This is a genomic window from Pseudoxanthomonas wuyuanensis (genome assembly GCF_900215535.1).
Taxonomy (GTDB): Bacteria; Pseudomonadota; Gammaproteobacteria; order Xanthomonadales; family Xanthomonadaceae; genus Pseudoxanthomonas_A; species Pseudoxanthomonas_A wuyuanensis.
On sequence record NZ_OCND01000001.1, the window covers coordinates 36,787 to 63,531 of the forward strand.

Genomic DNA, 26,745 nt, shown 5'->3' on the forward strand with positions numbered 1-26,745 from the left:
AACCAATCTTCCTTTCGCGAGCGCGCCACGGCCCCGGCCGGCGCTCGCCCCCTGTTCGGAATACTACTCAATGACCCAGACGATTACGGTCATCCGCGGCGATGGTATCGGCCCGGAGATCATGGACGCCACCCTGCATGTGCTCGACGTTCTGAAGGCAGGCCTGACCTACGAGGAAGCCGATGCCGGCATGGTCGCGCTGGAAAAGCATGGCGAGCTGCTGCCGCAGGCGACGCTGGATTCGATCCGCAAGAATCGCGTGGCGCTGAAGAGCCCGTTGACCACGCCGGTGGGCGAGGGCTTCAGTTCCATCAACGTGGCCCTGCGCCGCCATTTCGACCTGTACGCCAACGTCCGCCCGGCCAAGTCGTTCCCCAACACCAAGTCGCGCTTCCCCTCGGGCGTGGACCTGATCACGGTGCGCGAGAACACCGAAGGCGCCTACATCGGTGAAGGCCAGTCCCTGTCCGAGGACGGCGAAACCGCTCTGCTGACCCAGAAGGTCACCCGCAAGGGTTCCGAGCGCATCGTGCGCTATGCCTTCGATCTGGCCCGCAAGACCGGCCGCAAGAAGGTCACCGTGGTGCACAAGGCCAACATCCTGAAGACCACCTCCGGCCTGTTCCTGAAGGTGGCGCGCGAAGTGGCTGCGCAATACCCGGAGATCGAGTGCAACGAGATGATCGTGGACAACACCTGCATGCAGCTGGTGATGCGCCCGGAACAGTTCGACATCATCGTCACCACCAACCTGTTCGGCGACATCATCTCCGATCTGTGCGCGGGCCTGGTTGGCGGCCTGGGCCTGGCGCCGGGGGCCAATATCGGCACCGAAGCGGCCATTTTCGAGGCGGTGCACGGTTCGGCGCCGGATATCGCCGGCAAGGGCGTGGCCAATCCGTGTGCGTTGCTGCTGGGCGCCGCGCAGATGCTGGACCACATCGGCCAGCCGGAGAAGGCCGAGCGCCTGCGCGCGGCGATCATCGCCACGCTGGAAGCCAAGGACTCGCTGACCCCGGATCTGGGCGGTACCGGCACCACCATGAGCTTCGCCAAGGCCATCGCCAGCCGGGTCTGAACGTCGCAACGGCTGCGGATACGGAAACGGGACGCAGGGCGTCCCGTTTTTGTTTCGTCGCTGTCCTATTCAGGGACTTGGTGCGGCCGGTGGCAGGCCGCAGAATCGCCGGATTGCCGAACCAGGTACCCCAATGACCGTCCGCCCCAATGCCGCCGCGCTGACCCCGATCCTGCTGTTCCTGGCGCTGTTCTTCGGCGCCGGCATCTATTACACGCTGCAGGGCGAGCCGATGGGCTTTTATCAGCTGCGCGCGCCGGTCGCGATCCTGCCCGCGCTGGCGTTGGGCGCGTGGCTGGCCAAGCGCCGTGGCGTTGCGCCAATGCCGACGCTGTTGTCGGGCATGGGCGAAAGCAACGTCATGCTGATGTGCCTGATCTTCCTGCTGGCAGGCGCCTTCGCTACGGTGTCGCGGGCCATCGGCGCGGTGGACGCGGTGGTGGCGCTGGGCCTGGGGGCGCTGCCGGCCAGCCTGATCCTGCCGGGGTTGTTCCTGGTGGCGGCGTTCGTGTCGCTGTCCATCGGCACCTCGATGGGCACGCTGGCGGCGGTGGTGCCGATCGCGCTCGGAGTGGCGGATGCGGCGGGAATGGACCGGGTGCTGGTGATCGGGGCGGTGATCGGCGGGGCCATGTTCGGCGACAACCTGTCGATCATTTCCGACACCACCATTGCAGCCACCCGTAGCCAGGGCGCGGACATGCGCGACAAGTTCCGCGAGAACTTCAAGATCGCCGTGCCGGCCGCGCTGGCGACGATCGCATTGCTGGTGGCATTTACCGATGCCGCGCCGGTACAGGCACCCGGCGGCGCGTCCGCCTGGCTGGTGCTGCCGTATCTGGTGGTGCTGGCGCTGGCGCTGCTGGGGCTGGATGTCGTCGTCGTGTTGGGAATCGGGCTGGTGGTGGCCGGATTGTTCGGTTTCTTTTTCGGCAGCGACTACGATCTGGTGGCCTTCGCCGGCGATATCTACACCGGCTTCGAGAGCATGCTGGAAGTGACCTTGCTGTCGATCCTGGTCGGCGGCCTGGCCGCGCTGGTGAAAGCCGCCGGCGGCATGGACTGGCTGGCGCAGACCATCGCCCGCTTCGCCCGCGGCCATACCGGACGGCGGTCGGGCGAGTTCAGCATTGCCGCGCTGGCCGCAGGGACGGACGTGCTGAGCGCCAACAACACCGTGGCGATCCTGATTTCCGGCAGCCTGGCCAAGGACATCGCCGAACGCCACGACATCACGCCGCGCCGTTCGGCCAGCGTGCTGGACATCTTTGCCTGCGTGATGCAGGGCGTGCTTCCCTACGGCGCCCAGATACTGCTGGCATCGTCGCTGGCGGCGGTGTCGCCGTTGGCGTTGGCCGGCAGCGTTTACTACTGCTGGCTGCTGGCGCTGGTGGCGGTCGGTTTCATGCTGTGGCCGGCAAGACGCCGCCATGCACCGGTGGAGCCGTCTGGCGGCACGTGAACGCCCGGGGTTTTGCCGGCATTGCCGTTGAAAAGCAATTCGACGTATCGCCAGTCTGCGCCGGTTCTTGCCAGAAGACCGGTTCCAAAAAAGGTTCTTCCCCCAAGAGCGGGGAAGGTATGTATGGAAGCCGGTGACCAGGGCAGTGCGGGAGAAGCCGACATTCCCGGAAGCGGGGGAAGAGCAAAGAAAAGGGGCGCCAAGGCGCCCCTTTCTCGACTCATTGCATCAACCGACTCAGTTGCGCGAATTCAACTTGGCCAGCAGGCGCAGGAACTCGATGTACAGCCACACCAGCGTCACCATCAATCCGAATGCCCCGTACCATTCCATGTACTTCGGCGCACCCTGTTCCACGCCGCTTTCGATGAAGTCGAAATCCAGCACCAGGTTCAGCGCCGCGATGACGATGACGAACAGGCTGAAGCCGATGCCGATCAGGCCGGATTCGTGGATCAGCGGGATCTGGATGTTGAAGAAGCCCAGCACGATGGTGGCCAGATAGACCAGCGCGATGCCGCCGGTGGCGGCGACCACGCCCAGCTTGAAGTTCTCGGTGGCCTTGATCAGGCCGCTGCGGTAGGCAAACAGCAGCGCGAACAGGGTGCCGAAGGTCAACATCACCGCCTGCATGACGATGCCTTCGTACAGGTGGTTGTAGATGGCCGAGATGGAGCCCAGGAAGAAACCTTCTACCAGCGCGTAAAGCGGCGCGGTGACCGGAGCCCAGGTCTTCTTGAACACGGTGACCATGGCCAGGATGAAGCCGCCGATCAGGCCGCCCCACATGTAAAGCGACGCGCCCGGGGCCACTTCGCCGGTCGGCGACAGGGTCTGGCTCCAGGCGAACGCGGCGGTCAGCACGGTCAGCAGCAGCAGTACGCCGGTCTTGTTGACGGTGCCGTTCAGCGTCATCGCCCCGGCATCGCGGGAGACGACGGTGCCGCTGCCCAGGTCGAGGAAGGTGGATTCTTTCAGTACAGGATTGCCGCTGCGCATATCGCTTCTCTCATCGGTTTTCGGACCGCAGTCCCCTGAACGCGAGGATATCGCATCGCGATGAACTGCACATGCCATTGCGACAGGTCCGTTGACAGCAGGCCCGCAGCTTCCGACAATACGCGGCCTTGTTGCACTTCGGTGCCACGCCGGGCCCTCGTCGGGGTATAGCGCAGTCTGGTAGCGCATCTGCTTTGGGAGCAGAGGGTCGGGGGTTCGAATCCCTCTACCCCGACCAGTCTGGCATTCCCGGGCGGGTAGGGTGCGACAATCCGGTGCGACGGAAGTTCCAGGCGCCCGTAGCTCAACCGGATAGAGCACCGGCCTTCTAAGCCGGCGGTTACAGGTTCGAGTCCTGTCGGGCGCGCCACCTTCGCGTTCCGGTGGTAGGTTAGACGTTTCAATGGTGGCTGTAGCTCAGCTGGTTAGAGTACTGGATTGTGATTCCAGATGTCGGGGGTTCGAGTCCCCTCAGCCACCCCATTCAAGTAGTGCCTCGCTCCGGCGGGGATTTGTAACAAGCGGATGAAGCGGTTACACTACGCGACCAGTTTTTCGGGGCCGTTAGCTCAGTTGGTAGAGCAGTTGACTCTTAATCAATAGGTCCAAGGTTCGAATCCTTGACGGCCCACCAAACCCGAAGCGCCCGGCACAGCCGGGCGTTTTCTTTATGCGGCAGTCAAAGCCACGGGCGCGCTGCGGCGCGTTCGTGGGTCATGGGGGGCTTGGAGCGGGTCGCGGCGCGGTTCGAATCCTTGACGGCCCACCAAACCCGAAGCGCCCGGCACAGCCGGGCGTTTTCTTTATGCGGCAGTCAAAGCCACGGGCGCGCTGCGGCGCGTTCGTGGGTCATGGGGGGCTTGGAGCGGGTCGCGGCGCGGTTCGAATCCTTGACGGCCCACCAAACCCGAAGCGCCCGGCACAGCCGGGCGTTTTTTATGGTTCTTTTCACATTCCCGGGGATGTCGGCTTCGGCGGGAGTCGCCGGTCGTCAGGCTGGGGGTGCTCCGCCCTCCTGACGACGTCGTGTCTTTACGTCGGGCCGCAGGCCATCGTGGCCTGCTCTCCGCACCCCCAGCCCGCCGACCGTCGCCTTTCGCGAGTTGGTAGATCGTGACTTCGGAAAGTCTTTCTTCGTGCGCCGACCTGGCCACCGGCTTCCACATAGACGTCCCCGCATTTGGGAGAAGGAGCTTTTCTGTGGCGACGGAGTACCGGCGGCGGGTTAGAATGTCGGCGCACCTGCGAAAGTGGCGGAATTGGTAGACGCACTGGATTTAGGTTCCAGCGGGTAACCCCCGTGGGGGTTCGAGTCCCCCCTTTCGCACCACGCCGCGCTGGACCTGGGCCGGCAGCGGCACCGAGCGCGCCGCGATGCCAGGCAACCGGCTTTTGCTCAAGGGCAGAGCCTGCATGAGCGCGCCGCAGCGCCTGGCCCCGTGCCAAACACTCGGCTTTATCCAGAATCCAGGCCCCTCAGCCGCGGACGTGGACCCCTCCCCAAGCCCCCCGGGCCTTCCGGGCGCCCCGGAGCGCTGGCAGCCAGCCCCGGAATCGGCCAAACTATGCAGTTCCGCCAGTACGCGCTGCCGCGCCCTGTCGGCGAACCAGATCATCAACATCATGCTGTGGCAGCGGCCATGGCAGCAGGAGTCAGTGAGTATGCAAGTTTCGGTCGAATCGGTCGGCAATCTCGAACGCCGCATGAGCTTCAGCCTGCCGGCTGAACAGCTGGATACGCATGTCGGCGGACGCCTGCGTGAACTGGCGCGCACCGCGCGCATCAAGGGCTTCCGCCCCGGCAAGGTCCCGACCAAGGTCATCGAGCAGCGCTACGGCCAGCAGGTGCGCGCCGAGGCGCTGGACGGCCTGCTGCGCGAAACCTTCAATTCGGCCGTGCGCGAACAGGCGCTGCAACTGGCCGGCAACCCGCGCATCGAGAAGCAGGGCGAGGACGGGCTGGATTTCGTGGCCACCTTCGAAGTGGTGCCGGATTTCGGCGATGTCGACGTGGCCAAGCTCAGCGTCGTCCGCCATACCGCCGAGGTCACCGAGGCCGACATCGACCAGATGATCGAGAACCTGCGCCTGCAGCGCCGTACCTTCCAGCCGGTCGACCGCGGCGCGAAGGAAGGCGACCGCGTCGCCCTGGAAACCTGGTCGCAGGCCGGCGATGAGCGCATGCCGGCCGAAGGCAGCGAGAAGGGCGCCACCCTGATCGGTTCGGGCGTGATGTTCGGCCAGATCGAACAGGCGCTGGTGGGATTGGCCAAGGGCGAAGAGAAGTCGGTTACGGTCGACTTCCCGGCCGACTGGCGGGTGCCGGCGCTGGCCGGCCGCCAGGTCGAAGTGCACGTCAAGGTCACCGAAGTCTCCGAACCGGTGCTGCCGGAAGTGGACAAGGAGTTCATCCGCAGCTTCGGCGTCAAGAACGGCGACGTCGAGCAGTTCCGCGCCGACATCCGCACCAATCTGGAGCGCGAGCTGAAAGGGGCGCTGATGACCCGGTTGCGCCGCGAAGTGGGCGAACAGCTGATTGCGGCCTACTCCCATGTGGAAATGCCGCCGCGTCTGGTCGAGAACGAAGCCCGGGCAATGGTCCAGCAGGCGCTCGAACAGGCCCAGCGCCAGGGCCAGCAGGTCCAGCAATTGCCGGAAAACGCCCACGAAGGCTTCATGGACCCGGCCCGCAAGCGCGTGCTGGTGGGCCTGCTGGTGGGCGAAGTGGCGCGCCGCAACAGCCTGAAGCTGGAGCCGAAGCGGGTGAACGAAACCCTGCGCTTGATCGCCTCGACCTACGAAGAGCCGGAACAGGTCATTGAGTTGTATCGCAACGACCCCCAGCTTATGAACGGTCTGCAGGCACGCGTGATGGAAGAGCAGGTGATCGACTGGATCGCCGAGCGCGCCCAACACACCGAGCAGGCGCTTTCGTTCCAGGAAGCCATCCGCAACTGAGGTTCCGGGCTGCACGCCCGGATCCGCCGAGGTCCGGTTATGGCTATGCTTGGCCGGACCTCTTTACAACACTAGGGCGCGAACAGCCGATGATCATTCCAACCAAAGCCTTGAACCTGGTGCCGATGGTGGTCGAACAGACCAGCCGCGGCGAACGCGCCTACGACATCTACTCGCGCCTGCTGAAGGAACGCGTGATCTTCCTGGTCGGCGGCGTCGACGACCACGTCGCCAACGTCATCGTTGCGCAGATGCTGTTCCTGGAAGCGGAAAATCCCGAGAAGGACATCAGCTTCTACATCAACTCGCCCGGCGGCGTGGTCACCGCCGGCATGGCGATCTACGACACCATGCAGTACATCAAGCCGGACGTCAGCACCATCTGCGTCGGCCAGGCCGCCAGCATGGGCGCGCTGTTGCTGGCTTCCGGCGCCAAGGGCAAGCGTTATGCGCTGCCGAACTCGCGGGTGATGATCCATCAGCCGCTGGGCGGCTTCCAGGGCCAGGCGACCGATATCGACATCCACGCGCGTGAAATCCTGACCCTGCGCGCGCGGCTGAACGAAATCCTCGCCCATCACACCGGCCAGTCGCTGGAAACCATCGCCCGCGACACCGAGCGCGACAACTTCAAGAGCGCGGTCGACGCGCAGGCCTACGGCCTGGTCGACCAGGTGCTGGAACGCCGCCCTGACGACTCCATCCAGGCGGCCTGACCGGCCTTGCGCCGGGCCTGTTCCGGCGGCATCTACCTCCATCGCACCTCCCGCCGACAGGGCGGGGGCGTGTGCTATTCTGCGATTGAAAGCCCGCCAGCGGGCAGGTGATTGGGTAAGCGAAGCATGAGCGAAGACCGTCAGGGCCGTACCGGCGACAGCACCAAAATCCTGTATTGCTCGTTCTGCGGCAAAAGCCAGCACGAAGTCCGCAAGCTGATCGCGGGCCCGAGCGTGTTCATCTGCGATGAATGCGTCGAGCTATGCAACGACATCATCCGCGAGGAACTGGAAGAAAAGGCCCAGTCCGCCCGCAGCAGCCTGCCCAAGCCGCGCGAGATCCTGGAGGTCCTGGACCAGTACGTGATCGGCCAGCAGCGCGCCAAGCGCACGCTGGCAGTGGCCGTCTACAACCATTACAAGCGCATCGAGAGCCGCAGCAAGAACGACGAGGTCGAACTGGCCAAGTCCAACATCCTGCTGGCGGGCCCCACCGGCTCGGGCAAGACCCTGCTGGCCGAGACGCTGGCACGGCTGCTCAACGTGCCGTTCACGATCGCCGATGCGACCACGCTGACCGAGGCCGGCTACGTCGGCGAGGACGTGGAAAACATCATCCAGAAGCTGCTGCAGAAGTGCGACTACGACGTCGACAAGGCGCAGCAGGGCATCGTCTACATCGACGAAATCGACAAGATCTCGCGCAAGAGCGAGAACCCGTCGATTACCCGCGACGTGTCCGGCGAAGGCGTGCAGCAGGCGCTGCTGAAGCTGATCGAGGGCACCGTGGCCAGCGTGCCGCCACAGGGCGGGCGCAAGCATCCGCAGCAGGAATTCCTGCAGGTGGACACCAAGAACATCCTGTTCATCTGCGGCGGCGCGTTCGCCGGGCTGGACAAGATCATCCAGCAGCGCAGCACCGAGGCCAGCGGGATTGGCTTTGGCGCCAAGGTCAAGAGTTCCGAGCGCAAGGTCGAAATGGGCAAGGTGCTGTCGGAAGTCGAGCCTGAGGATCTGATCAAGTTCGGCCTTATCCCCGAGTTCGTCGGCCGCCTGCCGGTGGTCGCCACGCTGGAGGAACTGGACGAGGCTGCCCTGGTCAAGATCCTGACCGAACCCAAGAACGCCATCACCAAGCAGTTCAAGAAGCTGTTCGACATGGAAGGCGTGGAGCTGGAATTCCGTCCCGATGCGCTGTCGGCGATCGCCCGCAAGGCGCTCAAGCGCAAGACCGGCGCCCGCGGCCTGCGCACCATCGTCGAGTCGGTGCTGCTGGATACCATGTACGATCTGCCGTCGCTGGAAAACGTCGGCAAGGTGGTGGTGGACGAGTCGGTCATCGAGCACAAGTCCGAGCCGTATCTGATCTACCAGAACCCGCCGGCCCCGAAGGTCGCCTCGGCCGAATAAGCCCGCCCGTGCAGCCTGCACAAGTGGCTGATTAGAAACGGGTTTAACGTTTCCTCTTGCATCCATACGGCAATGGCCCCATAACGGGGCCATTGGCATTTATGCCTGTCTTTCCGCAATCCGCTGGAGCCCCCCATGCCCCGTCGTCCCGAATCCGAAACCCTCGAACTGCCGGTGCTGCCGCTGCGCGATGTGGTGGTGTTCCCGCACATGGTCATTCCGCTGTTCGTCGGCCGCGACAAGTCGATGCGGGCGCTGGAGCAGGCCATGGAAGCGGACAAGCGCATCCTGCTGCTGGCGCAGAAGTCGGCTGAAACCGATGACCCCGGCGCCGCCGATCTGTATTCCATCGGCACCCTGGCCCAGGTCCTGCAACTGCTGAAACTGCCCGATGGCACCATCAAAGTGCTGGTCGAGGGCACTGCGCGCGTGGAAGTGTCGGATATCGGCGAGCGCGACGGTTCGCTGTACGGGCATGGCCGGGAACTGGAATCCAGCGACGGCCGCGAACCGCGCGAGATCGAAGCGGTCGCGCGCTCGTTGATGAGCCTGTTCGAGCAGTACGTCAAGACCAACCGCAAGCTGCCGCCCGAGTTGCTGCAGACCCTGGCCGGTATCGACGAACCCGGGCGCCTGGCCGATACCATCGCCGCGCACCTGGGCGTGCGCCTGAGCGACAAGCAGCGGCTGCTGGAAACGGTCGAGGTCGGCGAACGGCTGGAGTTGCTGGTCGGCTTCGTCGATGGCGAAATCGACGTGCAGCAGTTGGAAAAGCGCATCCGCGGCCGGGTCAAGTCGCAGATGGAGAAGAGCCAGCGCGAGTACTACCTCAACGAGCAGATGAAGGCCATCCAGAAGGAGCTGGGCGAGCTGGACGAAGCGCCCAACGAGCTGGAAGACCTGGCCCGCAAGATCGCCGAAGCCGGCATGCCCAAGCCGGTGGAAACCAAGGCCAAGAACGAGCTGAACAAACTCAAGCAGATGTCGCCGATGTCGGCCGAGGCCGCGGTCGTGCGCAACTACCTGGACTGGCTGCTGGGCGTGCCGTGGAAGAAGCGCACCAAGGTGCGCAAGGACCTGAAGGTCGCCCAGGACACCCTGGATGCCGACCACTATGGCCTGGACAAGGTCAAGGACCGCATCCTCGAATACCTGGCCGTGCAGTCGCGGGTCAAGCAGATGAAAGGCCCGATCCTGTGCCTGGTCGGCCCGCCGGGCGTGGGCAAGACCTCGCTGGGGCAGAGCATCGCCAAGGCCACCAACCGCAAGTTCGTGCGCATGAGCCTGGGCGGCGTGCGCGACGAGGCCGAGATCCGCGGCCATCGCCGCACCTATGTGGGCTCGATGCCCGGCCGCATCGTGCAGAACCTCAACAAGACCGGCAGCAAGAACCCGCTGTTCGTGCTGGACGAGATCGACAAGATGTCGATGGACTTCCGCGGCGACCCGTCCTCGGCGCTGCTGGAGGTGCTGGACCCGGAACAGAACAACGCGTTCAACGACCACTACCTGGAAGTGGATCTGGATCTGTCCGAGGTGATGTTCGTCGCAACCTCCAACTCGCTGAACATTCCCGGCCCGCTGCTGGACCGCATGGAAGTGATCCGCATTCCGGGCTACACCGAGGACGAGAAGCTCAACATCGCCCAGCGCTACCTGGTTCCCAAGCAGCTCAAGGCCAACGGCCTGAAGCCGGCGGAACTGAAGATCGGCGAAAGCGCCATCCGCGATCTCGTCCGTTACTACACGCGCGAATCCGGCGTGCGCAACCTGGAACGCGAGATCGCCAAGATCTGCCGCAAGGTGGTCAAGGAGATCGCGTTGGCCGGTCCGCAAGCCGCCAAGAAGAAAGGCAAGGCCGCCGCGGTCAACGTCACCTCGAAGAACCTGGAAAAATACCAGGGCGTGCGCCGTTTCGATTATGGCCGCGCCGAAGAGCAGAACGAGATCGGGCTGGTGACCGGCCTGGCCTGGACCGAGGTCGGCGGCGATCTGCTGCAGATCGAAGTTGCGCTGGTGCCCGGCAAGGGCGGCATCACCCTGACCGGGCAACTGGGCGATGTGATGAAGGAGTCGGCGACCGCTGCGTTGTCGGTGGTGCGTGCGCGCGCCGCGCAATTGGGCGTGGATACCGATTTCCTGCAAAAGCATGACGTGCATCTGCATGTGCCCGATGGCGCCACGCCCAAGGACGGCCCCAGTGCGGGCATCGCGATGGTGACGGCGCTGGTGTCCATGCTGACCAAGAACCCGGTGCATGCCAACGTGGCCATGACCGGCGAAATCACCCTGCGCGGACGGGTGTCGGCCATCGGCGGACTGAAGGAAAAACTGCTGGCGGCGCTGCGCGGCGGCATCACCACGGTCATCATTCCGGAGGAAAACCGCAAGGATCTGGCCGATATCCCCGCCAACGTCACCGCCGGCATCAAGATCGTGCCGGTCAAATGGATAGACGAGGTGCTGGACCTGGCGCTGGAACGGCCGCTGACACCGGCAGCCAGCAGCGGCGGCGATCAGGAGCGTGCGGTGCCGCCGCCGGACAAACCATCCTCGCAACCCGGCGTCAAGCACTGAACGCAGGTTTTCCGACGAACGAAAAACCGGCGAAACCCGCGCCAATATTGGGTTTTGCGGTTGCGTGGTATTTTCACCGCTGGTATAACAACGCCACCCGCGAGCGCGTCGGAACGATGCGCGTCGCGGCAAAATAGATCGGATTGCCGGCGCACATCGCGTCCGCAGGTCCGGTTACACATCCGCGGATATTCCGCTCAGGGAGTAATTAATGAACAAAACCGAATTGATTGATGCCGTTGCCGACGAAGCCGACATGTCCAAGGCCGAAGCCGGCCGTGCTGTCGATGCCGTCATCGCCAGCGTCACCAAGGCTCTGAAGAAGGGCGACACCGTGACCCTCGTCGGCTTCGGTACCTTCCAGGTCCGCGAGCGCGCCGCCCGTACCGGCCGCAACCCCAAGACCGGCGACACCATCAAGATCGAAGCCTCCAAGAACCCTGCGTTCAAGGCTGGCAAAGCGCTGAAGGATGCCGTAAACTAATCGACTCGCTTGGGTGCTTAGCTCAGCGGTAGAGCGTCGCCCTTACAAGGCGAGGGTCGGGGGTTCGAAACCCTCAGCACCCACCATCCCGGGGCGATGCGACGGCAGACGAAAAAATCTCGGTAGCTATAGCCGAAATATCGAAGTCGCCGTACAATAGCTGTCTCAAAGCGGAGTGGTAGTTCAGTCGGTTAGAATGCTGGCCTGTCACGCCGGAGGTCGCGGGTTCGAGTCCCGTCCACTCCGCCACTTATTTTCAGAAAGCCCGCGAAAGCGGGCTTTTTGTTTGCCTGGAGCCGGAGGCCGGATTCAGCCGCGCCCGGGCCGTCGGCCGGCAGGCCGTTCCCGCCCGGGCGGGCGGCGGAAACCGCTCAACCGCGGTAAACTGCATGGCTTAACGAAATCAGGCTCCGTGCACCGATGCTGCAAAAACTCCGCGACAAGACCACCGGCTGGATCGCCACCCTCATCCTCGGTTTGCTGATCGTCCCGTTCGCCTTCGTCGGCGTGAACGAATACATGGGCGGCGGCGCCGCCAACGATGTGGCCACGGTCGAAGCGCCGCCGAGCTGGTGGCAGTCCGCGCCGGCCTGGTGGCCGTTGTCGATGCTATGGCAGAGCAAGGAAGTCACGCTGGACGAATTCCGCACCGAGTTCGAACAGGTACGCGCGCAGGAGCGCCAGCGGTTGGGCGAAAGCTTCGACCCGCGCGAGTTCGAGAGCAAGGAAAACAAGCTGAAGGTGCTGCAGCAGCTGATCGACCGCAAGGTGCTGTCGCTGGCTTCCGAACGCGCCGGCATCGTGATCGGCAATGCCGCGGTGGCCAAGGCTATCGCGGCCGAGCCGGCATTCCAGGTGGACGGCAAGTTCAATGCCGAGCGCTATCAGTTGCTGCTGTCGTCGCAGGTGCCGGCGCTGACGCCGCTCAAGTTCGAGGAACAGCAGCGCGAGCAGCTGAAGATGCTGGTGATTCCGCAGGGCATCAGCGAGTCCGATTTCGTCACCGCATCCGAACTGGACCGCCTGCTCAAACTGCTGGGCGAAACCCGCGACGTCACCATGGCCATACTGCCGCCGGCCGAGGCCGATACCGCGCCGGTCAGCGACGCCGACATCAAGGCCTGGTACGACAGCCATGGCAACGACTTCCGCCAGCCCGAATCGGTGGCGCTGGAATATGTGGAGATCAACGCGGCCAACCTGCCGGCGGCTGCGCCTGACGAGGCGGCGCTGCGCAAGCGCTACGAAGACGAAAAGGCGCGTTTTGTCGCGCCCGAGGAGCGGTTGGCTGCACATATCCTGATTGCCGCGCCGGCCGACGCCGACGCCGCAACGCTGAAGGCGGCGGAAGAAAAGGCTGCGGCGCTGGCGCAACAGGCCAGGAGTGGCGCGGATTTTGCCGCTCTGGCGCGAGCCAACTCCGAAGACCCCGGTTCCAAGGACGCCGGCGGCGAACTGCCGTGGGTGGCGCGCGATGGCTCCATGGTCAAGCCGTTCGAAGATGCGCTGTTTTCGATGCAGGCCGGAGAAATCAGCGCGCCGGTGAAGACCGACTACGGTTACCACGTACTGAAGCTCAACGACATCCGCGGCGGCGGTGGCCGCAGTTTCGAGGAAGTGCGCGATGAGCTGGCCAGCGAGCAGGCCGCCAGCGAATCCGAACGCGCCTATAACGATGTTGCCGGGCGTCTGGTCAACGAGGTGTTGAAGAATCCGACCGAGCTGGCGCCGGCGGCGAAAGCGATGGATCTGCCGGTACAGCAGTTGGGACCGTTCCCGCGCAACGCGCCGACCGGCATTGCGCTGAATCCGGCGGTGTTGCGTGCGGCGTTCTCCGACACGCTGGTGCAGGATGGCACCGTCAGCGACCCGATCGAGCTTGCGCCCAATCACAGCGTGGTCATCCGGGTCACCCAGCACACGCCGGAACAGGCGCAGCCGCTGGAGAAGGTCCGCGACGCGGTGATTGCCGCCGTGCGCGCCGACCGCCAGCGGAAGGCCGCAGAAGCGGCGGCCGATGCGGTGATCGCGCGGGTGCAGAAAGGCGAGAAGCTGCCGGACATCGCCAGCAGCGAAAAGCTGCAGAGCGGCGAACTGCCGGGCTTGCAGCGCGGCATGCCGATGCCGTCGCCGGAAGCCAACGAAGCGATTTTTGCCGCACAACCGCCGGCCGAAGGCAAGCCGTCGGTGGGGAAGGTCGAACTGGGCAACGGCACCTATGCGGTCTTCGTGGTCGACAAGGTCAACCAGGCCGATCCCAAGGAAGTGCCGGCCGAGCAGCGCACGATGCTGCAGCAGCAGCTGACCCAGCTCAGTGGCGTTGGCGCCACCCAGGCCTACATCGACGCCATGCGCAAGCGGTTCAAGGTCAAGGTGATGGAGGAGCGGCTCTGAGCCGCTTTCCATAGCCCCAAAAAAAGCCCGGGATTGCCCGGGCTTTTTTATGGAAGCCGGACGGCGGCGCGCTACTCGCCGTCGCCGAGCCCGGTCATGCCGACGATGCTGTAGCCGCCGTCCACGTAGGTGACTTCGCCGGTGACGCCGGCGGCCAGGTCCGAGCACAGGAATGCGCCGACGTTGCCGACGTCCTCGATGGTGACGGTGCGGCGGATGGGGGCGTTCTGCTCGACATGCCCGAGAATCTTGCGGAAGCCGCCGATGCCGGCGGCGGCCAGCGTCTTGATGGGGCCTGCGGAGATGGCGTTGACGCGGATGCCTTCCGGGCCCAGGTTCAGCGCCAGGTAGCGGACCGTGGCTTCCAGGCTGGCCTTGGCCACGCCCATCACGTTGTAGTTCTGCAGCGCGCGCTCGGCGCCCAGATAGCTGAGCGTCAGTACGGCGCCGTTGCGGCCCTGCATCAGCGGGCGCGCCGCCTTGGCCAGCGCGGCCAGCGAATAGGCCGAGATGTCATGGGCCAGGGCGAAGTTCTCGCGGGTCAGGCCATCGAGGAACTGGCCGGTGATCGCTTCGCGCGGGGCGAAAGCGATGGCGTGGACCAGGATGTCGAAACCGTCCCAGCGCTGGCCCAGCGCATCGAAGCAGGCGGCGATCTGGGCATCGTCGGCCACATCCAGCGGCAGCACGATATCGCTGCCGAACTCGGCGGCGGCTTTCTCCACGCGCGACTTGAGCTTGTCGTTCTGGTAGGTGAAAGCCAGTTCGGCGCCTTCGCGATGCATCGCCTCGGCGATACCGGAGGCGATCGAGCGTTCGCTGGCGATACCGGTGATCAGGGCGCGCTTGCCTTGCAGAAAACCCATGGACGTTCTCACTGATTGAGCAATCGCTCTATTTTGCCACGGCCCAGCCGCAATCGCTTGCGCGCGGTCAGGGGACGCCGGTAGCGGCCTGGCGCGACGCGTCCTCGTCCACCTTCAGCACCATGCCAGGGCGCAGCACGCTGTCGGCCTTCAGCCCGTTGCGAAGCAGCAGTTGCCGCGGCGTGATGCCGTAGCGGCGGGCGATGAGCCAGGCCGATTCGCCGCTGCGGACGGTATGCGCGCGCAGTCTTGCCGCCGTGTCGGCGGTTGGCCTGCCGGCAGCAGGGGCCGGCGGCGCGCCAGCGGCGCCGGGCGGCGCGGCAACCGGGGGCGCGTTGCCGGTGGGCTGGACGGCAAGCGCGGCGGCCTCCAGGGCGGACGTGCGGCCGGTGACGGGCGCCAGCACCCGCATCGGCCGATCACCGCGGCTGAAGGCGTCGGCCAGCGCCGGATTGAGCCGGCGCAGCAGGGCGGCATCGTGGCCGTTTTCGGCGGCCCAGCGTTCCAGGCTGGCGGTGCCTTTCGGCCAGGCATGCGCGGCCAGCCGCGGCACCGGCCGGTCCAGTTGCTGCAACCATTCGTCGCGGTCGTCGGCCTGCTGGAAGATGCAGGCCAGGGCATGCAGCTTTTCGACATAGGCGTAGGTGATGCCGGCCAGACCCGGCAGTTCGGCCGGGCGCGCGTTCTGCGCGTTCATGCCGGCCCGGCGCATCGATTGCAGGATGCGGTACTCGCCGGCGTTGTAGGCCATCACCGCCAGCCGCCAGTCGCCGCCGAACATGCCATGCAAGGTCTTCAGGTAGCGCACCGCGGCGCGGGTGGAATCGACCGGCGACAGGCGCCCGTCGTAGCCGCCGCGGATCGGGATGTTGTGGTTGCGCGCGGTGACGCCAATGAACTGCCAGAGGCCGGCCGGGCCGTTGGGGTTGCGCGCACCCGGCTTATAGCCGCTTTCGACGAACGGAATCAGCGCGTATTCGGTAGGCAGGTGCGCTTCGCGCAGCGCGTCGACCACGTAGCCGAACAGCGGCAGCAGGTCGTCGTCGGGCTTGACCAGGCGTCCGGGTGCATGGCTGAACTGTTTTTTCCAGCGGCCGCTGCTGGCGTCCGCATCGCATTCCGGCTCGGCCAGGCCGTCGCGGAAACGCTGGTAGATTTCCAGGCCGTTGGTCTGCCAATTGAGCGGCAGCGAATCCAGCGGGATAGGCGGCACCTCGGGCAGTGCGGGGGCGGTACTGGCGGGCGATGCCGGTGGCGGCGGTTCGGCCGCAGGCGCCGGACCGGCCAGCAGCGCCAGCCACAGCGGCCATGCCGGCAGGCACCGGCGGCTCATGCGCGAAAACCGTCCTTCCACCGCCGCAATTCGGCGAAGGTCTCCACGCGGTCCGCCGGCGCGCGGCCCAGCCGGCGGCCAACCGCGTCCCGTACCGCGGGCGAATCGACGCGCAGGAACGGATTGCAGGCGGTCTCGCTGGCGAGCGTGGTGGGCAGGGTGGGGCGTCCGGCTTGGCGCATGGCCTGGGCTTCCTCGGTACGGCGACGCAGAGCGTCGTTAGCGGGATCGACGGTGCGGGCGAACGCCGCGTTGGCCAGGGTGTACTCATGGCCGCAGCAGACTGCCGTCTGGTCCGGCAACGCGGCCAGACTGTCCAGCGAAGCCAGCATCTGTGCGGGGGTACCTTCGAACATGCGCCCACAGCCCAGGCTGAACAGCGTGTCGCCGCAGAACAGGTGCGGCTGGCCGTTGTCGCTGCCGCCGTGGAAGGCGATGTGGCTGGAGGTATGGCCCGGCACCGCCAGCACCGACAATCGCCAGCGCTTGACGGCGATCTGCGAACCGGCGCCGACGCGCTCGCTGGCGTCCTGGATACGGGCGTCCTCCGGCGCGAACACCGGCAGGGTCGGCCAGCGTTCGCGCAGCGCCGGCACGCCGCCGCAGTGGTCCGGATGGTGATGGGTCACCAACACCGCCGCCGGCCACAGCCCGTGCGCGGTCGCCGCCAGCACCGGCGCGGCTTCGCCCGGATCGACGATCAGCGCATCGCCGTCGTCGTCCACCAGCGCCCAGATGTAGTTGTCTTCGAAGGCGGGAATGGCTAGCAGGCGCATGGCGAGGCTCGGAAGGTCGGGCGCGCGGGGGCGGGGTCCACTACAATTCCGACCATGCCTGCCTTCGCGTTCAACCGTCAACCCGTTGCCCTGGGATGGTTCGATACGGCGGCAGGCGAATCGCTGCTGACCGCCGAGCAAACGGTCATCGCCGCCGCGTTGAGCGGCCCGACCCCGCAACCCTGGCTGTGGCTGGCTCCGGAAACCGCGGCCGCGCCCGCCTTGCCGCCGCTCAAGGCCCGCGGTTTGCGGCTGCAAGCCGCAGATGGCGGCTTCAGCGGTCCGGTGCGCTGCGGACTGCCGCTGCCGCTGCATGGCGAGTCGTTCGACCGCATCGTCGTTCAGCATGCGCACGAATACGCCGATGGCGAGCTGCTGGAAGAATGCGAGCGGTTGCTGGCCCCCGGCGGCCGCCTGTGGCTGTTCAGCCTGAACCCGTTGAGCCCGTACCGGTGGCGTTGGCGCAAGGCCGGCCTGATTGCCCGCAACGCCGCCGGCTGGCGCCTGCGGCTGCAGGCGGTCGGCCTGCAGGTCGCCACGCCGGCCAGCCATCTGGGGCCGCTGTGGCGCATCAGGCACGACCGCGTCGGCAGTCAGCCGACGGGGTTGCGAGCGGTCTGCCTGTTGCAGGCGCAGAAGCGCGCATCGGCGATGATTCCCCCTTCTCCCGCCCGGCGCCGTTGGCACCCTGGCGCAGCCACCGCATGAGATCGAAAGCTGCATGAAAGAAATCAGTATCCACACCGACGGCTCCTGCCTCGGTAACCCCGGCCCGGGCGGCTGGGCAGCGCTGCTGCGCTACCAGGACAAGGAACGCGAACTGGCCGGCGGCGAAGCGCAGACCACCAACAACCGGATGGAGCTGATGGCGGCCATCGTTGCGCTGGAGACGCTGACCGAGCCCTGCGCCATCGCCCTGTACATCGATTCCCAGTACGTGCGCCAGGGCATCACCGAATGGATGCCGAACTGGGTGCGGCGCAACTGGAAGACCGCCGGCGGCGACCCGGTCAAGAACCGCGACCTGTGGGAACGCCTGCATGCGGCCACCCAGCGCCACCGGATCGACTGGCACTGGGTCAAGGGCCACAACGGCGATCCGGACAACGAACGGGTGGACGTACTGGCGCGCAATCAGGCGCTCAGGTTCCGCGCCGGCACGCCGGTAAACTGAGCGCATGACCACTGCCGTGCTTGAAACCGAGCGGTTGAGCCTGTTCCGGTTGTCGGAACGCTCGCCGGAAGATTGCGCGTTCACGCTGCGCCAGCTCAACGAGCCGTCGTTTCTGCGCAATATCGGCGATCGCGGGGTGCGCACGCTGGAGCAGGCGCGCGACTACGTGTTCTCCCGGATGGTCAGCAGCTATCGCAGCCATGGCTACGGCCTGTACGGAGTGCGGCTGAAGACGACCGGGCAAACCATCGGCAGTTGCGGCCTTATCCGGCGCGATGCCCTGGATGCGCCGGATCTGGGCTACGCGCTGCTGCCCGAATTCGAATCGTGCGGCTACGCCTCCGAAGCGGCCGCCGGCGTGCTGGCGCATGCGCGCACGACGTTGGGCCTGCACCGGATCCTGGCCATCACCGATCCGGCCAATGCAGGCTCGATCCGGGTACTGGAAAAACTCGGCTTCCGGTTCGAGAAAATGGTGCGGCTGCCGGCCGAGGATATCGACCTGAAGCTGTTCGTATCAGATGTAGCGGAGAGTTAGAGCAACCGACATGCGCCAGATCATCCTCGATACCGAAACCACCGGCCTGGAATGGAAAAAGGGCAACCGCGTGGTCGAAATCGGCTGCGTCGAACTGCTGGAGCGCCGGCCCAGCGGGCGCACCTACCACCAGTACATCAATCCGCAGCGCGATTTCGAGCAGGGCGCGGCCGAGGTGACCGGGTTGAGTCTGGATTTTCTCAGCGACAAGCCGCTGTTTGCCGACATCGCCGATGAGTTCCTGGCCTTTGTCGACGGGGCCGAACTGATCATCCACAACGCGGCGTTCGATATCGGTTTCCTCGATTACGAGCTGTCGCTGCTGGGCGAGCGCTATGGGCGCATGCGCGACCGGGTGCAGGTGGAAGATTCGCTGCTGTTGGCCCGGCAACGCTTCCCCGGCCAGCGCAATTCGCTGGATGCGCTGTGCAAGCGGCTGGGGGTGGACAACGCCCACCGCCAACTGCACGGCGCGCTGCTGGATGCCCAGCTGCTGTGCGATGTCTATCTGAACCTGACCGCCGGCCAGCGCGAAATCGGCTTTGGCGGCATGGACGAGCCCGGCCAGGCGACGACCAGCGTCGTTCAGGTATTCACGACCGTCGCCGCCGGCCCGCGCCCGCGCGTACAACCCTCCGCCGAAGAACTGGCTGCGCACGAAGCCCGGCTGGCCAAGCTGCGCAAGAAGGCCGGCGGGCAATGCCTTTGGGACGACCCTGAAGCCCTGCTGGAGGCGGCGGCAGTCTGAGCGGCGGTAGGTCGCCGGCGCGAGCCGGGCGGCCGAGATGCCCGAGCGAAGATTTCCTCCTGCCGCTTGCGGGGGGCGAGGTCGTATTGGGCAAGGGGCCGACCCCGCGAGCGAGGGAGAGGGGCTTGATTGAGCGCCGCAGGGCTACTGGCAGCGCACCAGAATGGCGGTGACGTTGTCCGAGCCGCCGCCGTCCAGCGCCGCGGCAATCAGCGTGTCCACGCATTCCTGCGCGCTGCAGTCGTTGTGGCTCAGCGTCTCGGCGATGCCCGAATCGTCCACTTCCTCGGTCAGCCCGTCGCTGCACAGCAGCAACTGCATGCCCGGGCGCAGATCGCCCGTCATCGTTTCCACGTTCAGATGGCGCGGGTCGGTGACGCCCAGCGCCTGGGTGACCACGTTGCGGTGCGGGTGCGAGCGCGCCTGCTCGCTGGTCAGTGCGCCCTGGGCGATCAGTTCCTGCACGTAGCTGTGGTCCTGGCTGAGCTGGGCCAGCTGGCCGTCGCGCCACAGGTAGGCGCGGCTGTCGCCGACCCAGGCCACCTCGAAACGGTTGCCATGCACGCGCGCGGCGACCACGGTGGTGCCCATCGGCAGGGTGTCGTTGCGGCGCCTTGAGGTGCGGATGATTTCCTCGTCGGCGATGCGGATGGCCTGCGCCAGCGGAGTGCCGTCGCGGATCTCGCGCACGATGGTTTCGCGCGCCAGCGCACTTGCCACCTCACCGCAGGCGTGCCCTCCCATCCCGTCGGCCACCAGCCACAGTCCCAGCTCGCTGTCGCCGTAGTAGGTGTCCTCGTTGAGTTCCCGTCGCAGGCCGACGTGGGTGATATGCCCGAATTCGATCATGGTGCCCTGATTGTAAGAGACGGGAATATCCTTACCCGTGTACACGGAATCATCCCGGGGAAGCGGACACCGGGCAAGGCTGAAGTGCTCGATCGCCGGATTCCGGTATGGATTGGGTCATCGAACAGGCCTATGGCTTGTCCGCAGCAGGTGCGACCCGTATCATTCTCGCCCCCGGCCGCGGCCGGGGAACCACCGGAGAGGTGGCAGAGTGGTTGAATGTACCTGACTCGAAATCAGGCATACGTTAATAGCGTATCGGGGGTTCGAATCCCCCCCTCTCCGCCAGATACGCAAAGGCCCCCGCAAGGGGGCTTTTGCGTATCTGGCGGAGAGGGAGGATCTGACGAGAACCCCTGGTTCGACAGAACGGCAGGATTGCCGTTCTGCACGGCGAAGCCGCCCGGCGGGCGAGGCACATGGATGTGCCGAGTGAATCCCCCCGCACCATCAGCCGAAGACTGATGCGAGAAGCCCCGCAAGGGGGCTCTGCGTATCTGGCGGAGAGGGGGGAGCTGACGAGAACCCCTGGTTCGACGGTTCGACAGAACGGCAGGATTGCCGTTCTGCACGGCGAAGCCGCCCGGCGGGCGAGGCACATGGATGTGCCGAGTGAATCCCCCCCGCACCATCAGCCGAAGACTGATGCGAGAAGCCCCGCAAGGGGGCTCTGCGTATCTGGCGGAGAGGGGGGATCTGACGAGAACCCCTGGTTCGACAGAACGGCAGGATTGCCGTTCCGCACGGCGAAGCGGTCGCGCTGCTCGGTTGCCTTCAAACCCGCCCGGTCACTGGAATCAGCGCGCCGGTGATCGCACGGGCCGGTTCCGAAAGCAGGAAGGCGATCGTCGCGGCCAGTTGCTCCGGCTTTACCCAGCGCTCGAATTCGGCCCCCGGCATGTCGGCGCGGTTGGCAGGAGTGTCGATGATGCTGGGCAGCAGGGCATTGACGGTGACGCCCTTGTCCTTGAGTTCTTCGGCCAGGGCCTCGGTCAGCTTGGCCACGCCGGCCTTGGAGGCGGCGTAGGCGCCCATGCCGGTGCCGGCCTTCAGCGCGCCGGCCGCGCCGATATTGACGATGCGCCCATCGCCCGAGGCCAGCAACCGCGGCAGGGCCGCCTGACTGGCGGCCACCGCGGTCCGGACATTGATCCGGTACATCAGGTCCCAGGTGTCCGGACTGCCGGCCTGCACGGTTTCCCAGCGGAAGGCGCCGGCGATATTGATCAGCGCGTCGATACCGCCGCCCAGCGCTTGCGCGGCGCGGTCGATTGCGTCGGTGGCCGCGGTCGGGTCGGCCAGGTCGATGCCGCCCAGGCTGGCGGCGGCCGGCGCGTGGGGATCGTCGGGCGCTGCAGCATGATCGATGGCAACCACGCTGCCGCCGTCCGCGGTCAGGACCCGTATCACCGCACGGCCAAGGAAACCGAAGCCGCCGGTTACCACGATGCGTTTGCCTTCCAGGTTCATCGGTCGTTGTCCTGTCATTGCGATGCGACATCTTAGAGCTTTGGGAGGCGCGGCACACACGCACGTTCGCCCGACAGGCGACACCCCGCATTCATGCCGTGCTCCGCAAACGGCGTCTCTTGGCCGTTAAACTGCGCCATTCCCTCATGTGGTGAATGGCCATGTCCGAAATCCTGGTTCCCGTCTCCTTCGGCGAGTTGCTCGACAAGATCGCCATCCTGCAGATCAAGTCCGAGCGCATCGCCGATGCGGCCAAGCTGGCCAATGTGCGCAACGAGCTGTCGGCGCTGGAGAAGACCTGGATGGCGCACCCGGCGGCCGGCGGCAACATCGCCGAGTTGCGCGCGCAGCTGAAGGCGGTCAACGAGCGCCTGTGGGTGATCGAGGACGACATCCGCATCAAGGAAAAAGCGCAGGCCTTCGACGAAGAGTTCATCAAGCTCGCCCGCAGCGTGTACTTCGAAAACGACGAACGCGCGCGCATCAAGAAGGACATCAACCTGGCGCTGGGTTCCAGCTACGTCGAGGAAAAGTCCTACCAGGACTACAGGACCGGTTCGGCGCCGTGATCCGAGTCCGGCGATGCCGCAGCCGTCGCCATGGCGCGGATTGCGGATTGCTGAAGCCCGCAGGGCGGAAGCGGTCGGGCGTTTGAGTCAACCCGGGGGCGGAACCGTTACCGGTACCGCATCCTGGATCTGCGGCTGCGGTTTCCCGGCCCCCGGCTGGCGGCGGTCCAGCGCCCAGACCCGGATCAGGTGGCGCACCAGCCGCAGCCGCTCGCTGTGCGGCAGCGCCACGCCGTAGCCCTGGTGCAGCGATTCCACCGCAGCGAAGTCGCGCTGGCCGATGGCGCCCAACTGTGCGATCAGCAGTGCCTGCTCCTGCATTTTCACCGGCAGGCTGTCAGGCAGTTGCAGCACCGCTTCGCCGGTTTGCCGCATGCCTGCGCTATCGCGGTGAGCGGCGGCGGCGTACATGGCCAGGATGTGGCGGACCGCCGGGTGCTGATCGCTGCCGCGATCGATCCAGCTCGGTGCGATCCAGGCGCCGCGCAAGTCATCGGCCGGCAGCAGGCCCAGGCTGGCTTCGGCAATGTCGGCTGCGGCCACCGACCATGACCACAGGTTGTCGATCGGGGTGCGGCCCGACATCGCCAGCAGCGCTTCCAGCCGCATCAGCCGGTCCTCGTCGCCGATGGCCAGCATGTCCGCGGTTTCCGGCCCGTTGCGCAACGCCCCGGCCAGCGTCGCCGCTTCGCGGTGGGCGATGGTGAAGCGATGATCGACGAATGTCTGGATGTCGGCCGAAGCCGGCAACGGCGTCCGACCGTCCAGCATGTCCAGCACCGGCAGCCCGCCATCGACCAGCAATTGCAGCGTTTGCGAGCTTTCGCCGCGAAAGCGTGCCGCGGGCGCCCGCAGCGCCACCAGCGGGTGCGCATCGGTATGCACCGGCGCGTTGAGCGCGCGCACGAACGCCTGCAGCACGTCGCGGCCGCCGATCCGGCGCAGCGCCAGCTCGTCGGCATTGCCCAGGCCGACGCGTTTCAGTTCGCGGCTCAAGTCCGGATGCTGCAGGCGCGCATGGTCGGCGCCGTGGCGGGTGCCGGGATAGGCGACGATGATCAGATCGACGTTGTGCGCCAGGTAGGCCTCGGCATCGGGGAATTCCTGCAGCACTGCCGCCAGCATCGTCGCCAGCAGCGCATCGTCGATTTCGTAGGTCTGCAGCCATTGCACCAGCACGCCGTCTTCGGCCAGATGGCTGCGCAGGAAGGCGTAGAACTCGCGGGTGAACAGGCTGGCCACGCCGCTGACCCAGGGATTGGACGGTTCGGAGACGATGACGTCGTAGCGGCGCTGGCCGCTGGCGAAGAAACGCCGCGCATCGTCGAAATGCACCCGCGAGCGCGGATCGCCATAGGCGCGGGCCACCCGCTCGCCGAACATCCGTGCGCCGGCATGGATGGCCGGTTCGATTTCCACCGTTTCCACCCGTTCCACCTTCGGGCTGCCCAGCAGCGTATGCGTGGACAGGCCCGAGCCCCAGCCGATCACGCCGACCGAACGCGGATGGGGATGCAGCGCCAGCGGCAGCGCGCCCAGCGCCACCATCGTGAACTCGTCGCCGCGCGGCGACGCGTCCAGCGACAGCGTCATCGCCGCGTCGGACTTGCCGTTGGTGATGATGGCGGCCGAATCGTGGGCGCCGGAACGCGCCACCGCGATGGTGGCGGTCTTGCCATCGCGCAGGAAAGCGATTTCGGACTCGTCGGAAAGCCGGACCGTGCCGCTGCGGAACACGCCCGCCGCCTGTTCGCGCGGGTCCGGTTTGCCCATCGCCATGCTCAGGCCCAGCGCGGCGCCCAGCGCCAGCGCGGCCAGGCCGGCGGTTCGCGCCAGCCCGCTACGCACGGTTCCCAGCAGCCAGAATCCCAGCAGCGCGTCGCCGACTGCGGCCAGGGTGATGCCCCAGCGGACGCCGATCAGCGGAATCAACACATGCATCATCAACAGTACGCCGCCAATGGCGCCCAGCGTATTGGCGGCATAGATGCGGCCGATGCCGGCTTCGCCGCCGCCGGCGCGCAGCAGCGATACCGTGAACAGCGGCAGAGCCATGCCGGCAAAGAATGCGGCCGGAAACATCACTGCGATGGCCACGGCTGCGCTGCCCAGCGAAAACAACAGGTAGCCGCTGTCGTTGCGCGATACGGCTTCCATCAGCCAGCCCACCCATTGGAACGACTGCGCGAATACCACCAGCGACAACAGCGCCGATACGCCCATCCAGATCTGGGCGAAGCCGGCCGCCTGCAACGGATTGGCCAGTGCCGCCGCGCGTCGCCGCACCCGCCAGCCGCCAAAGGCCAGTCCCAGCAGGAATGCCGCCAGCATCAGCTCGAACGCGTGCAGCGTGGTGCCCAGGGCCTGGTTGAGCAGCCGGATCCAGCCGATTTCGTAGACGAAGGAAAAGCCGCCGGACAGCGCGGCGACCAGCAACAGCTTGCGTGCCAGCCGGGTATCGGTGGACCTCGGGGGGGTGTGGGCCGCTTCGCGCGCGCCGACAGGGGCTGGCGCGGCTTGCTCGTGCAGGCGCAGCGAAACCAGCGCGGCGCCTGCGGCGACCAGCAGGTTGGCCACGCCGGCAAAGCGCATCGCGCCGGGCAAGCCGTAGGCAGGCAACAGCAGGAAGGTGGCGACCAGCGCTCCGGCGGCCGCACCCAGGCTGTTGGCGAAATACAGGCCGCCGAACACGCGCCCGTTGGGCTCGCCGCTGGCGCGCAGATAGCCGGCGCTGAGCAGCGGAAAGGTCGCGCCCAGCAGCACGCAGGCCGGCAGTATCAGCAAAGCCGCCGAAACCCACGGGTACAGCTGTCCCGCCAGGCCAACGCCGAGTGCCGGCAGCACGCGGTCCTGCGATAAAGCGGTATAGCTGGCGAACACGCCGGGAAACGCCAACCCGAACAGGCCGATCAGCGCCTCGGCAGCGGCATACAGCATCAGCAGCCGTTTCCAGCGCACGCCGCGCTGACCCGCCAGCCACGCGCCCAGTGCCATACCGCCCATGAAGATCGCCAGCACCAGTCCCTGCGCGTACGCCGCATGGCCCAGCGTCAGCCCCAGGTAGTGCGACCACAACGACTGGTAGATCAGCCCGGCTAAGCCGGAGACGACGAACAACGACAGCAGCATCGCGCCCAGGCCGGGCAGGGTACGCGCCGGCATGGCGCCAACCCCGTGGCCGAGTTCACCCGGCGGCATAACGCTCGAATGCGGCGATGGCGTCTTCCACGGTGATCAACGCCATCACATCGTCGAATTCGATCTTGCTGCCCCACTTGAGTTCGCTGGCCGGCTTGCCCAGGAACTTCCTGGCGGCGTCATCGTAGCGGTCCACGCAGTAGCGCCGGTCCGAATACGGCCCGCTGCGCTGCGGATTGCTGGCCGCGTGCAGTCCCAGCACCTTGGTTCCCATGGCGTTGGCGATATGCATCGGCCCGGAGTCCGGCGTCATCACCAGGTCCGCGCGCGCCAGCAGCGCCGGCAGCTGTTTCAGCGTGTCCTTGCCGACCAGATCCAGCGCCGGCTGCCGCATCGCGGCCAGTATGGCGTCGGCGGTGCTGCGTTCCAGATCGCTGCGGCCACCGCACAGCACCACCCGCCAGCCGCGCTGGACCGCGTGATCGGCTACGGCGGCGTAGCGGTCGGCATACCAGTTGCGGCGCGCATGGCTGGAGCAGGGGGAAATCATCAGCACCAGCTTGCCGTCCTGCGGCCACTGCGCGGCCGCCCAGGCATGGGCATCGGCCGGTACCGGCAGGTCCCAGACCACCTCGGTCTGCTGCAATCCCAGCGGCTCGCAGAAACTGCCGATGGCGTCCAGCACATGGATGCCGGGACGGTCGGGGATGCGTTCGTTGACGAACAGGCCATGCAGATCTTTCGAACGCGACCGGTCGTAGCCGATACGCCGGCGCGCCGGGATGAAACCCGACAGCACGTTGGCGCGGAACGCCACCTGCATCTGCAGCAAGGCGTCGAAGCCTGCCGCCGGCAGTTCGCGCCGCAGTGCGCGCATGCCGGCCAGCCCGGATTTCTTGTCGTAGATGTGGAAATCCACGCCCGCCAGTCCGTCCAGCAGCTTGTGGCCGGCCTTGTCGATGACCCAGTGCAGCCGCGTCTGCGGCCAGTGCTTTTGCAGCGTGCGGATCAACGGCACCACATGGGTGACATCGCCCAGGGCGGACAGGCGGAGCAGGCACAGCGAGGCGGGAATCTGGGACACGCTTCAGGACCACGGCAGCAGGGGTGGGCGGACCCGCCTGTTCAAGCACAAGCGCGGTGGCCGATGGTCGCCAGTGTATGACACGCCCGGATGCCGGGACGATGCGCGGGATCCGGTTGGCG

The 26,745-nt window shown here is 66.2% G+C and carries 21 protein-coding genes and 8 tRNA genes; 21 read left to right on the forward strand and 8 right to left on the reverse strand.

All coding sequences use genetic code 11. From position 1 onward, the window contains the following. Nucleotides 1–70: 70 nt before the first annotated feature. Both CRO39_RS00170 and CRO39_RS00175 read left to right on the forward strand, forming a co-directional pair. Complete coding sequence (locus tag CRO39_RS00170; RefSeq protein WP_097119857.1) at nt 71–1,078, forward strand: isocitrate dehydrogenase; 1,008 nt, start codon at nt 71–73, stop codon at nt 1,076–1,078. Nucleotides 1,079–1,211: 133 nt separating this feature from the next. Beyond that, the gene (locus CRO39_RS00175) at nt 1,212–2,540 is read left to right on the forward strand and encodes a Na+/H+ antiporter NhaC family protein (protein WP_097119858.1); all 1,329 of its coding nucleotides are present in this window, start codon (nt 1,212–1,214) and stop codon (nt 2,538–2,540) included. Nucleotides 2,541–2,777: 237 nt separating this feature from the next. On the opposite strand, the gene CRO39_RS00180 is transcribed toward CRO39_RS00175, so the two are convergent. Next, nucleotides 2,778–3,539 carry a Bax inhibitor-1/YccA family protein gene (locus CRO39_RS00180; RefSeq protein WP_162125939.1) on the reverse strand — a complete coding sequence of 254 codons (762 nt, stop codon included), beginning with the start codon at nt 3,537–3,539 and terminating at the stop codon, nt 2,778–2,780. Nucleotides 3,540–3,700: 161 nt separating this feature from the next. Between CRO39_RS00180 and CRO39_RS00185 the strand changes: the two genes are divergently transcribed. The 13 genes from CRO39_RS00185 to CRO39_RS00245 all read left to right on the forward strand — a co-directional run bounded on the left by CRO39_RS00185 (nt 3,701) and on the right by CRO39_RS00245 (nt 14,078). Beyond that, nucleotides 3,701–3,777, forward strand: a tRNA-Pro gene (locus tag CRO39_RS00185). A gap of 55 nt (nt 3,778–3,832) precedes the next feature. After that, nucleotides 3,833–3,909 (forward strand) — tRNA-Arg (locus CRO39_RS00190). A gap of 36 nt (nt 3,910–3,945) precedes the next feature. Continuing rightward, nucleotides 3,946–4,022, forward strand: a tRNA-His gene (locus tag CRO39_RS00195). Between the two features lie 75 nt (nt 4,023–4,097). Further along, nucleotides 4,098–4,173, forward strand: a tRNA-Lys gene (locus tag CRO39_RS00200). A gap of 610 nt (nt 4,174–4,783) precedes the next feature. Continuing rightward, a tRNA-Leu gene (locus tag CRO39_RS00205) sits at nt 4,784–4,869 on the forward strand. Nucleotides 4,870–5,201: 332 nt separating this feature from the next. Continuing rightward, complete coding sequence (gene tig / locus CRO39_RS00210; protein WP_097119860.1) at nt 5,202–6,497, forward strand: trigger factor; 1,296 nt, start codon at nt 5,202–5,204, stop codon at nt 6,495–6,497. A gap of 89 nt (nt 6,498–6,586) precedes the next feature. Next, nucleotides 6,587–7,213 (forward strand): ATP-dependent Clp endopeptidase proteolytic subunit ClpP, encoded by a 627-nt coding sequence (clpP, locus tag CRO39_RS00215; RefSeq protein WP_097119861.1) that lies wholly within the window; start codon nt 6,587–6,589, stop codon nt 7,211–7,213. Between the two features lie 126 nt (nt 7,214–7,339). Then, entirely contained in the window at nt 7,340–8,623 is a 1,284-nt protein-coding gene (gene clpX, locus CRO39_RS00220) for an ATP-dependent Clp protease ATP-binding subunit ClpX (RefSeq protein ID WP_097119862.1), read from the forward strand. Nucleotides 8,624–8,758: 135 nt separating this feature from the next. Next, a complete protein-coding gene (gene lon, locus CRO39_RS00225; protein ID WP_097119863.1) occupies nt 8,759–11,200 on the forward strand; it encodes an endopeptidase La in 2,442 nt (813 codons plus the stop codon). Between the two features lie 211 nt (nt 11,201–11,411). Next, a complete protein-coding gene (locus CRO39_RS00230) occupies nt 11,412–11,684 on the forward strand; it encodes an HU family DNA-binding protein (RefSeq protein ID WP_097119864.1) in 273 nt (90 codons plus the stop codon). Between the two features lie 11 nt (nt 11,685–11,695). Next, nucleotides 11,696–11,770, forward strand: a tRNA-Val gene (locus tag CRO39_RS00235). Nucleotides 11,771–11,856: 86 nt separating this feature from the next. Beyond that, nucleotides 11,857–11,933: transfer RNA gene (locus CRO39_RS00240), tRNA-Asp, on the forward strand. A 171-nt stretch (nt 11,934–12,104) separates the two neighbouring features. Next, entirely contained in the window at nt 12,105–14,078 is a 1,974-nt protein-coding gene (locus tag CRO39_RS00245) for a peptidyl-prolyl cis-trans isomerase (protein ID WP_097119865.1), read from the forward strand. Nucleotides 14,079–14,149: 71 nt separating this feature from the next. Here the strand turns inward: CRO39_RS00245 and CRO39_RS00250 are convergent, their stop codons facing one another. The 3 genes from CRO39_RS00250 to gloB form a co-directional block, all read right to left on the reverse strand. Continuing rightward, a complete protein-coding gene (locus CRO39_RS00250; protein ID WP_097119866.1) occupies nt 14,150–14,944 on the reverse strand; it encodes an enoyl-ACP reductase FabI in 795 nt (264 codons plus the stop codon). A 67-nt stretch (nt 14,945–15,011) separates the two neighbouring features. Further along, nucleotides 15,012–16,277 (reverse strand): lytic transglycosylase domain-containing protein, encoded by a 1,266-nt coding sequence (locus CRO39_RS00255; protein WP_097119867.1) that lies wholly within the window; start codon nt 16,275–16,277, stop codon nt 15,012–15,014. Further along, complete coding sequence (gene gloB / locus CRO39_RS00260; RefSeq protein WP_097119868.1) at nt 16,274–17,053, reverse strand: hydroxyacylglutathione hydrolase; 780 nt, start codon at nt 17,051–17,053, stop codon at nt 16,274–16,276. Before gloB ends, CRO39_RS00255 begins: the two co-directional genes overlap by 4 nt. Nucleotides 17,054–17,107: 54 nt before the next feature. Here gloB and CRO39_RS00265 point away from each other — a divergent pair, with 54 nt between their 5' ends. The 4 genes from CRO39_RS00265 to dnaQ are packed head-to-tail and all read left to right on the forward strand — an operon-like array spanning nt 17,108 to nt 19,513. Further along, nucleotides 17,108–17,761 (forward strand): methyltransferase domain-containing protein, encoded by a 654-nt coding sequence (locus tag CRO39_RS00265; protein ID WP_097119869.1) that lies wholly within the window; start codon nt 17,108–17,110, stop codon nt 17,759–17,761. Between the two features lie 13 nt (nt 17,762–17,774). Then, on the forward strand, nt 17,775–18,227 hold the full coding sequence (gene rnhA, locus CRO39_RS00270; protein ID WP_097119870.1) for a ribonuclease HI: 453 nt from the start codon (nt 17,775–17,777) through the stop codon (nt 18,225–18,227). Between the two features lie 4 nt (nt 18,228–18,231). Continuing rightward, on the forward strand, nt 18,232–18,765 hold the full coding sequence (locus CRO39_RS00275) for a GNAT family N-acetyltransferase (protein WP_097119871.1): 534 nt from the start codon (nt 18,232–18,234) through the stop codon (nt 18,763–18,765). A 10-nt stretch (nt 18,766–18,775) separates the two neighbouring features. Next, nucleotides 18,776–19,513, forward strand: a complete 738-nt coding sequence (dnaQ, locus tag CRO39_RS00280) for a DNA polymerase III subunit epsilon (protein ID WP_097119872.1) — start codon at nt 18,776–18,778, stop codon at nt 19,511–19,513. A gap of 144 nt (nt 19,514–19,657) precedes the next feature. Here dnaQ and CRO39_RS00285 read toward each other — a convergent pair whose 3' ends face one another. After that, on the reverse strand, nt 19,658–20,362 hold the full coding sequence (locus tag CRO39_RS00285) for a PP2C family protein-serine/threonine phosphatase (protein ID WP_097119873.1): 705 nt from the start codon (nt 20,360–20,362) through the stop codon (nt 19,658–19,660). Between the two features lie 197 nt (nt 20,363–20,559). On the opposite strand from CRO39_RS00285, the gene CRO39_RS00290 reads away from it, so the two are divergent. Beyond that, nucleotides 20,560–20,650, forward strand: a tRNA-Ser gene (locus CRO39_RS00290). A 486-nt stretch (nt 20,651–21,136) separates the two neighbouring features. Here CRO39_RS00290 and CRO39_RS00295 read toward each other — a convergent pair. After that, nucleotides 21,137–21,832, reverse strand: a complete 696-nt coding sequence (locus tag CRO39_RS00295; protein WP_097119874.1) for an SDR family NAD(P)-dependent oxidoreductase — start codon at nt 21,830–21,832, stop codon at nt 21,137–21,139. A gap of 161 nt (nt 21,833–21,993) precedes the next feature. Here CRO39_RS00295 and CRO39_RS00300 point away from each other — a divergent pair, with 161 nt between their 5' ends. Then, complete coding sequence (locus CRO39_RS00300) at nt 21,994–22,401, forward strand: DUF6165 family protein (protein ID WP_097120716.1); 408 nt, start codon at nt 21,994–21,996, stop codon at nt 22,399–22,401. Nucleotides 22,402–22,488: 87 nt separating this feature from the next. Here the strand turns inward: CRO39_RS00300 and CRO39_RS00305 are convergent, their stop codons facing one another. Continuing rightward, entirely contained in the window at nt 22,489–25,563 is a 3,075-nt protein-coding gene (locus CRO39_RS00305) for a spermine/spermidine synthase domain-containing protein (RefSeq protein WP_097120717.1), read from the reverse strand. Between the two features lie 22 nt (nt 25,564–25,585). Next, entirely contained in the window at nt 25,586–26,623 is a 1,038-nt protein-coding gene (locus CRO39_RS00310) for a glycosyltransferase family 9 protein (RefSeq protein ID WP_097119875.1), read from the reverse strand. Nucleotides 26,624–26,745 lie beyond the last annotated feature (122 nt).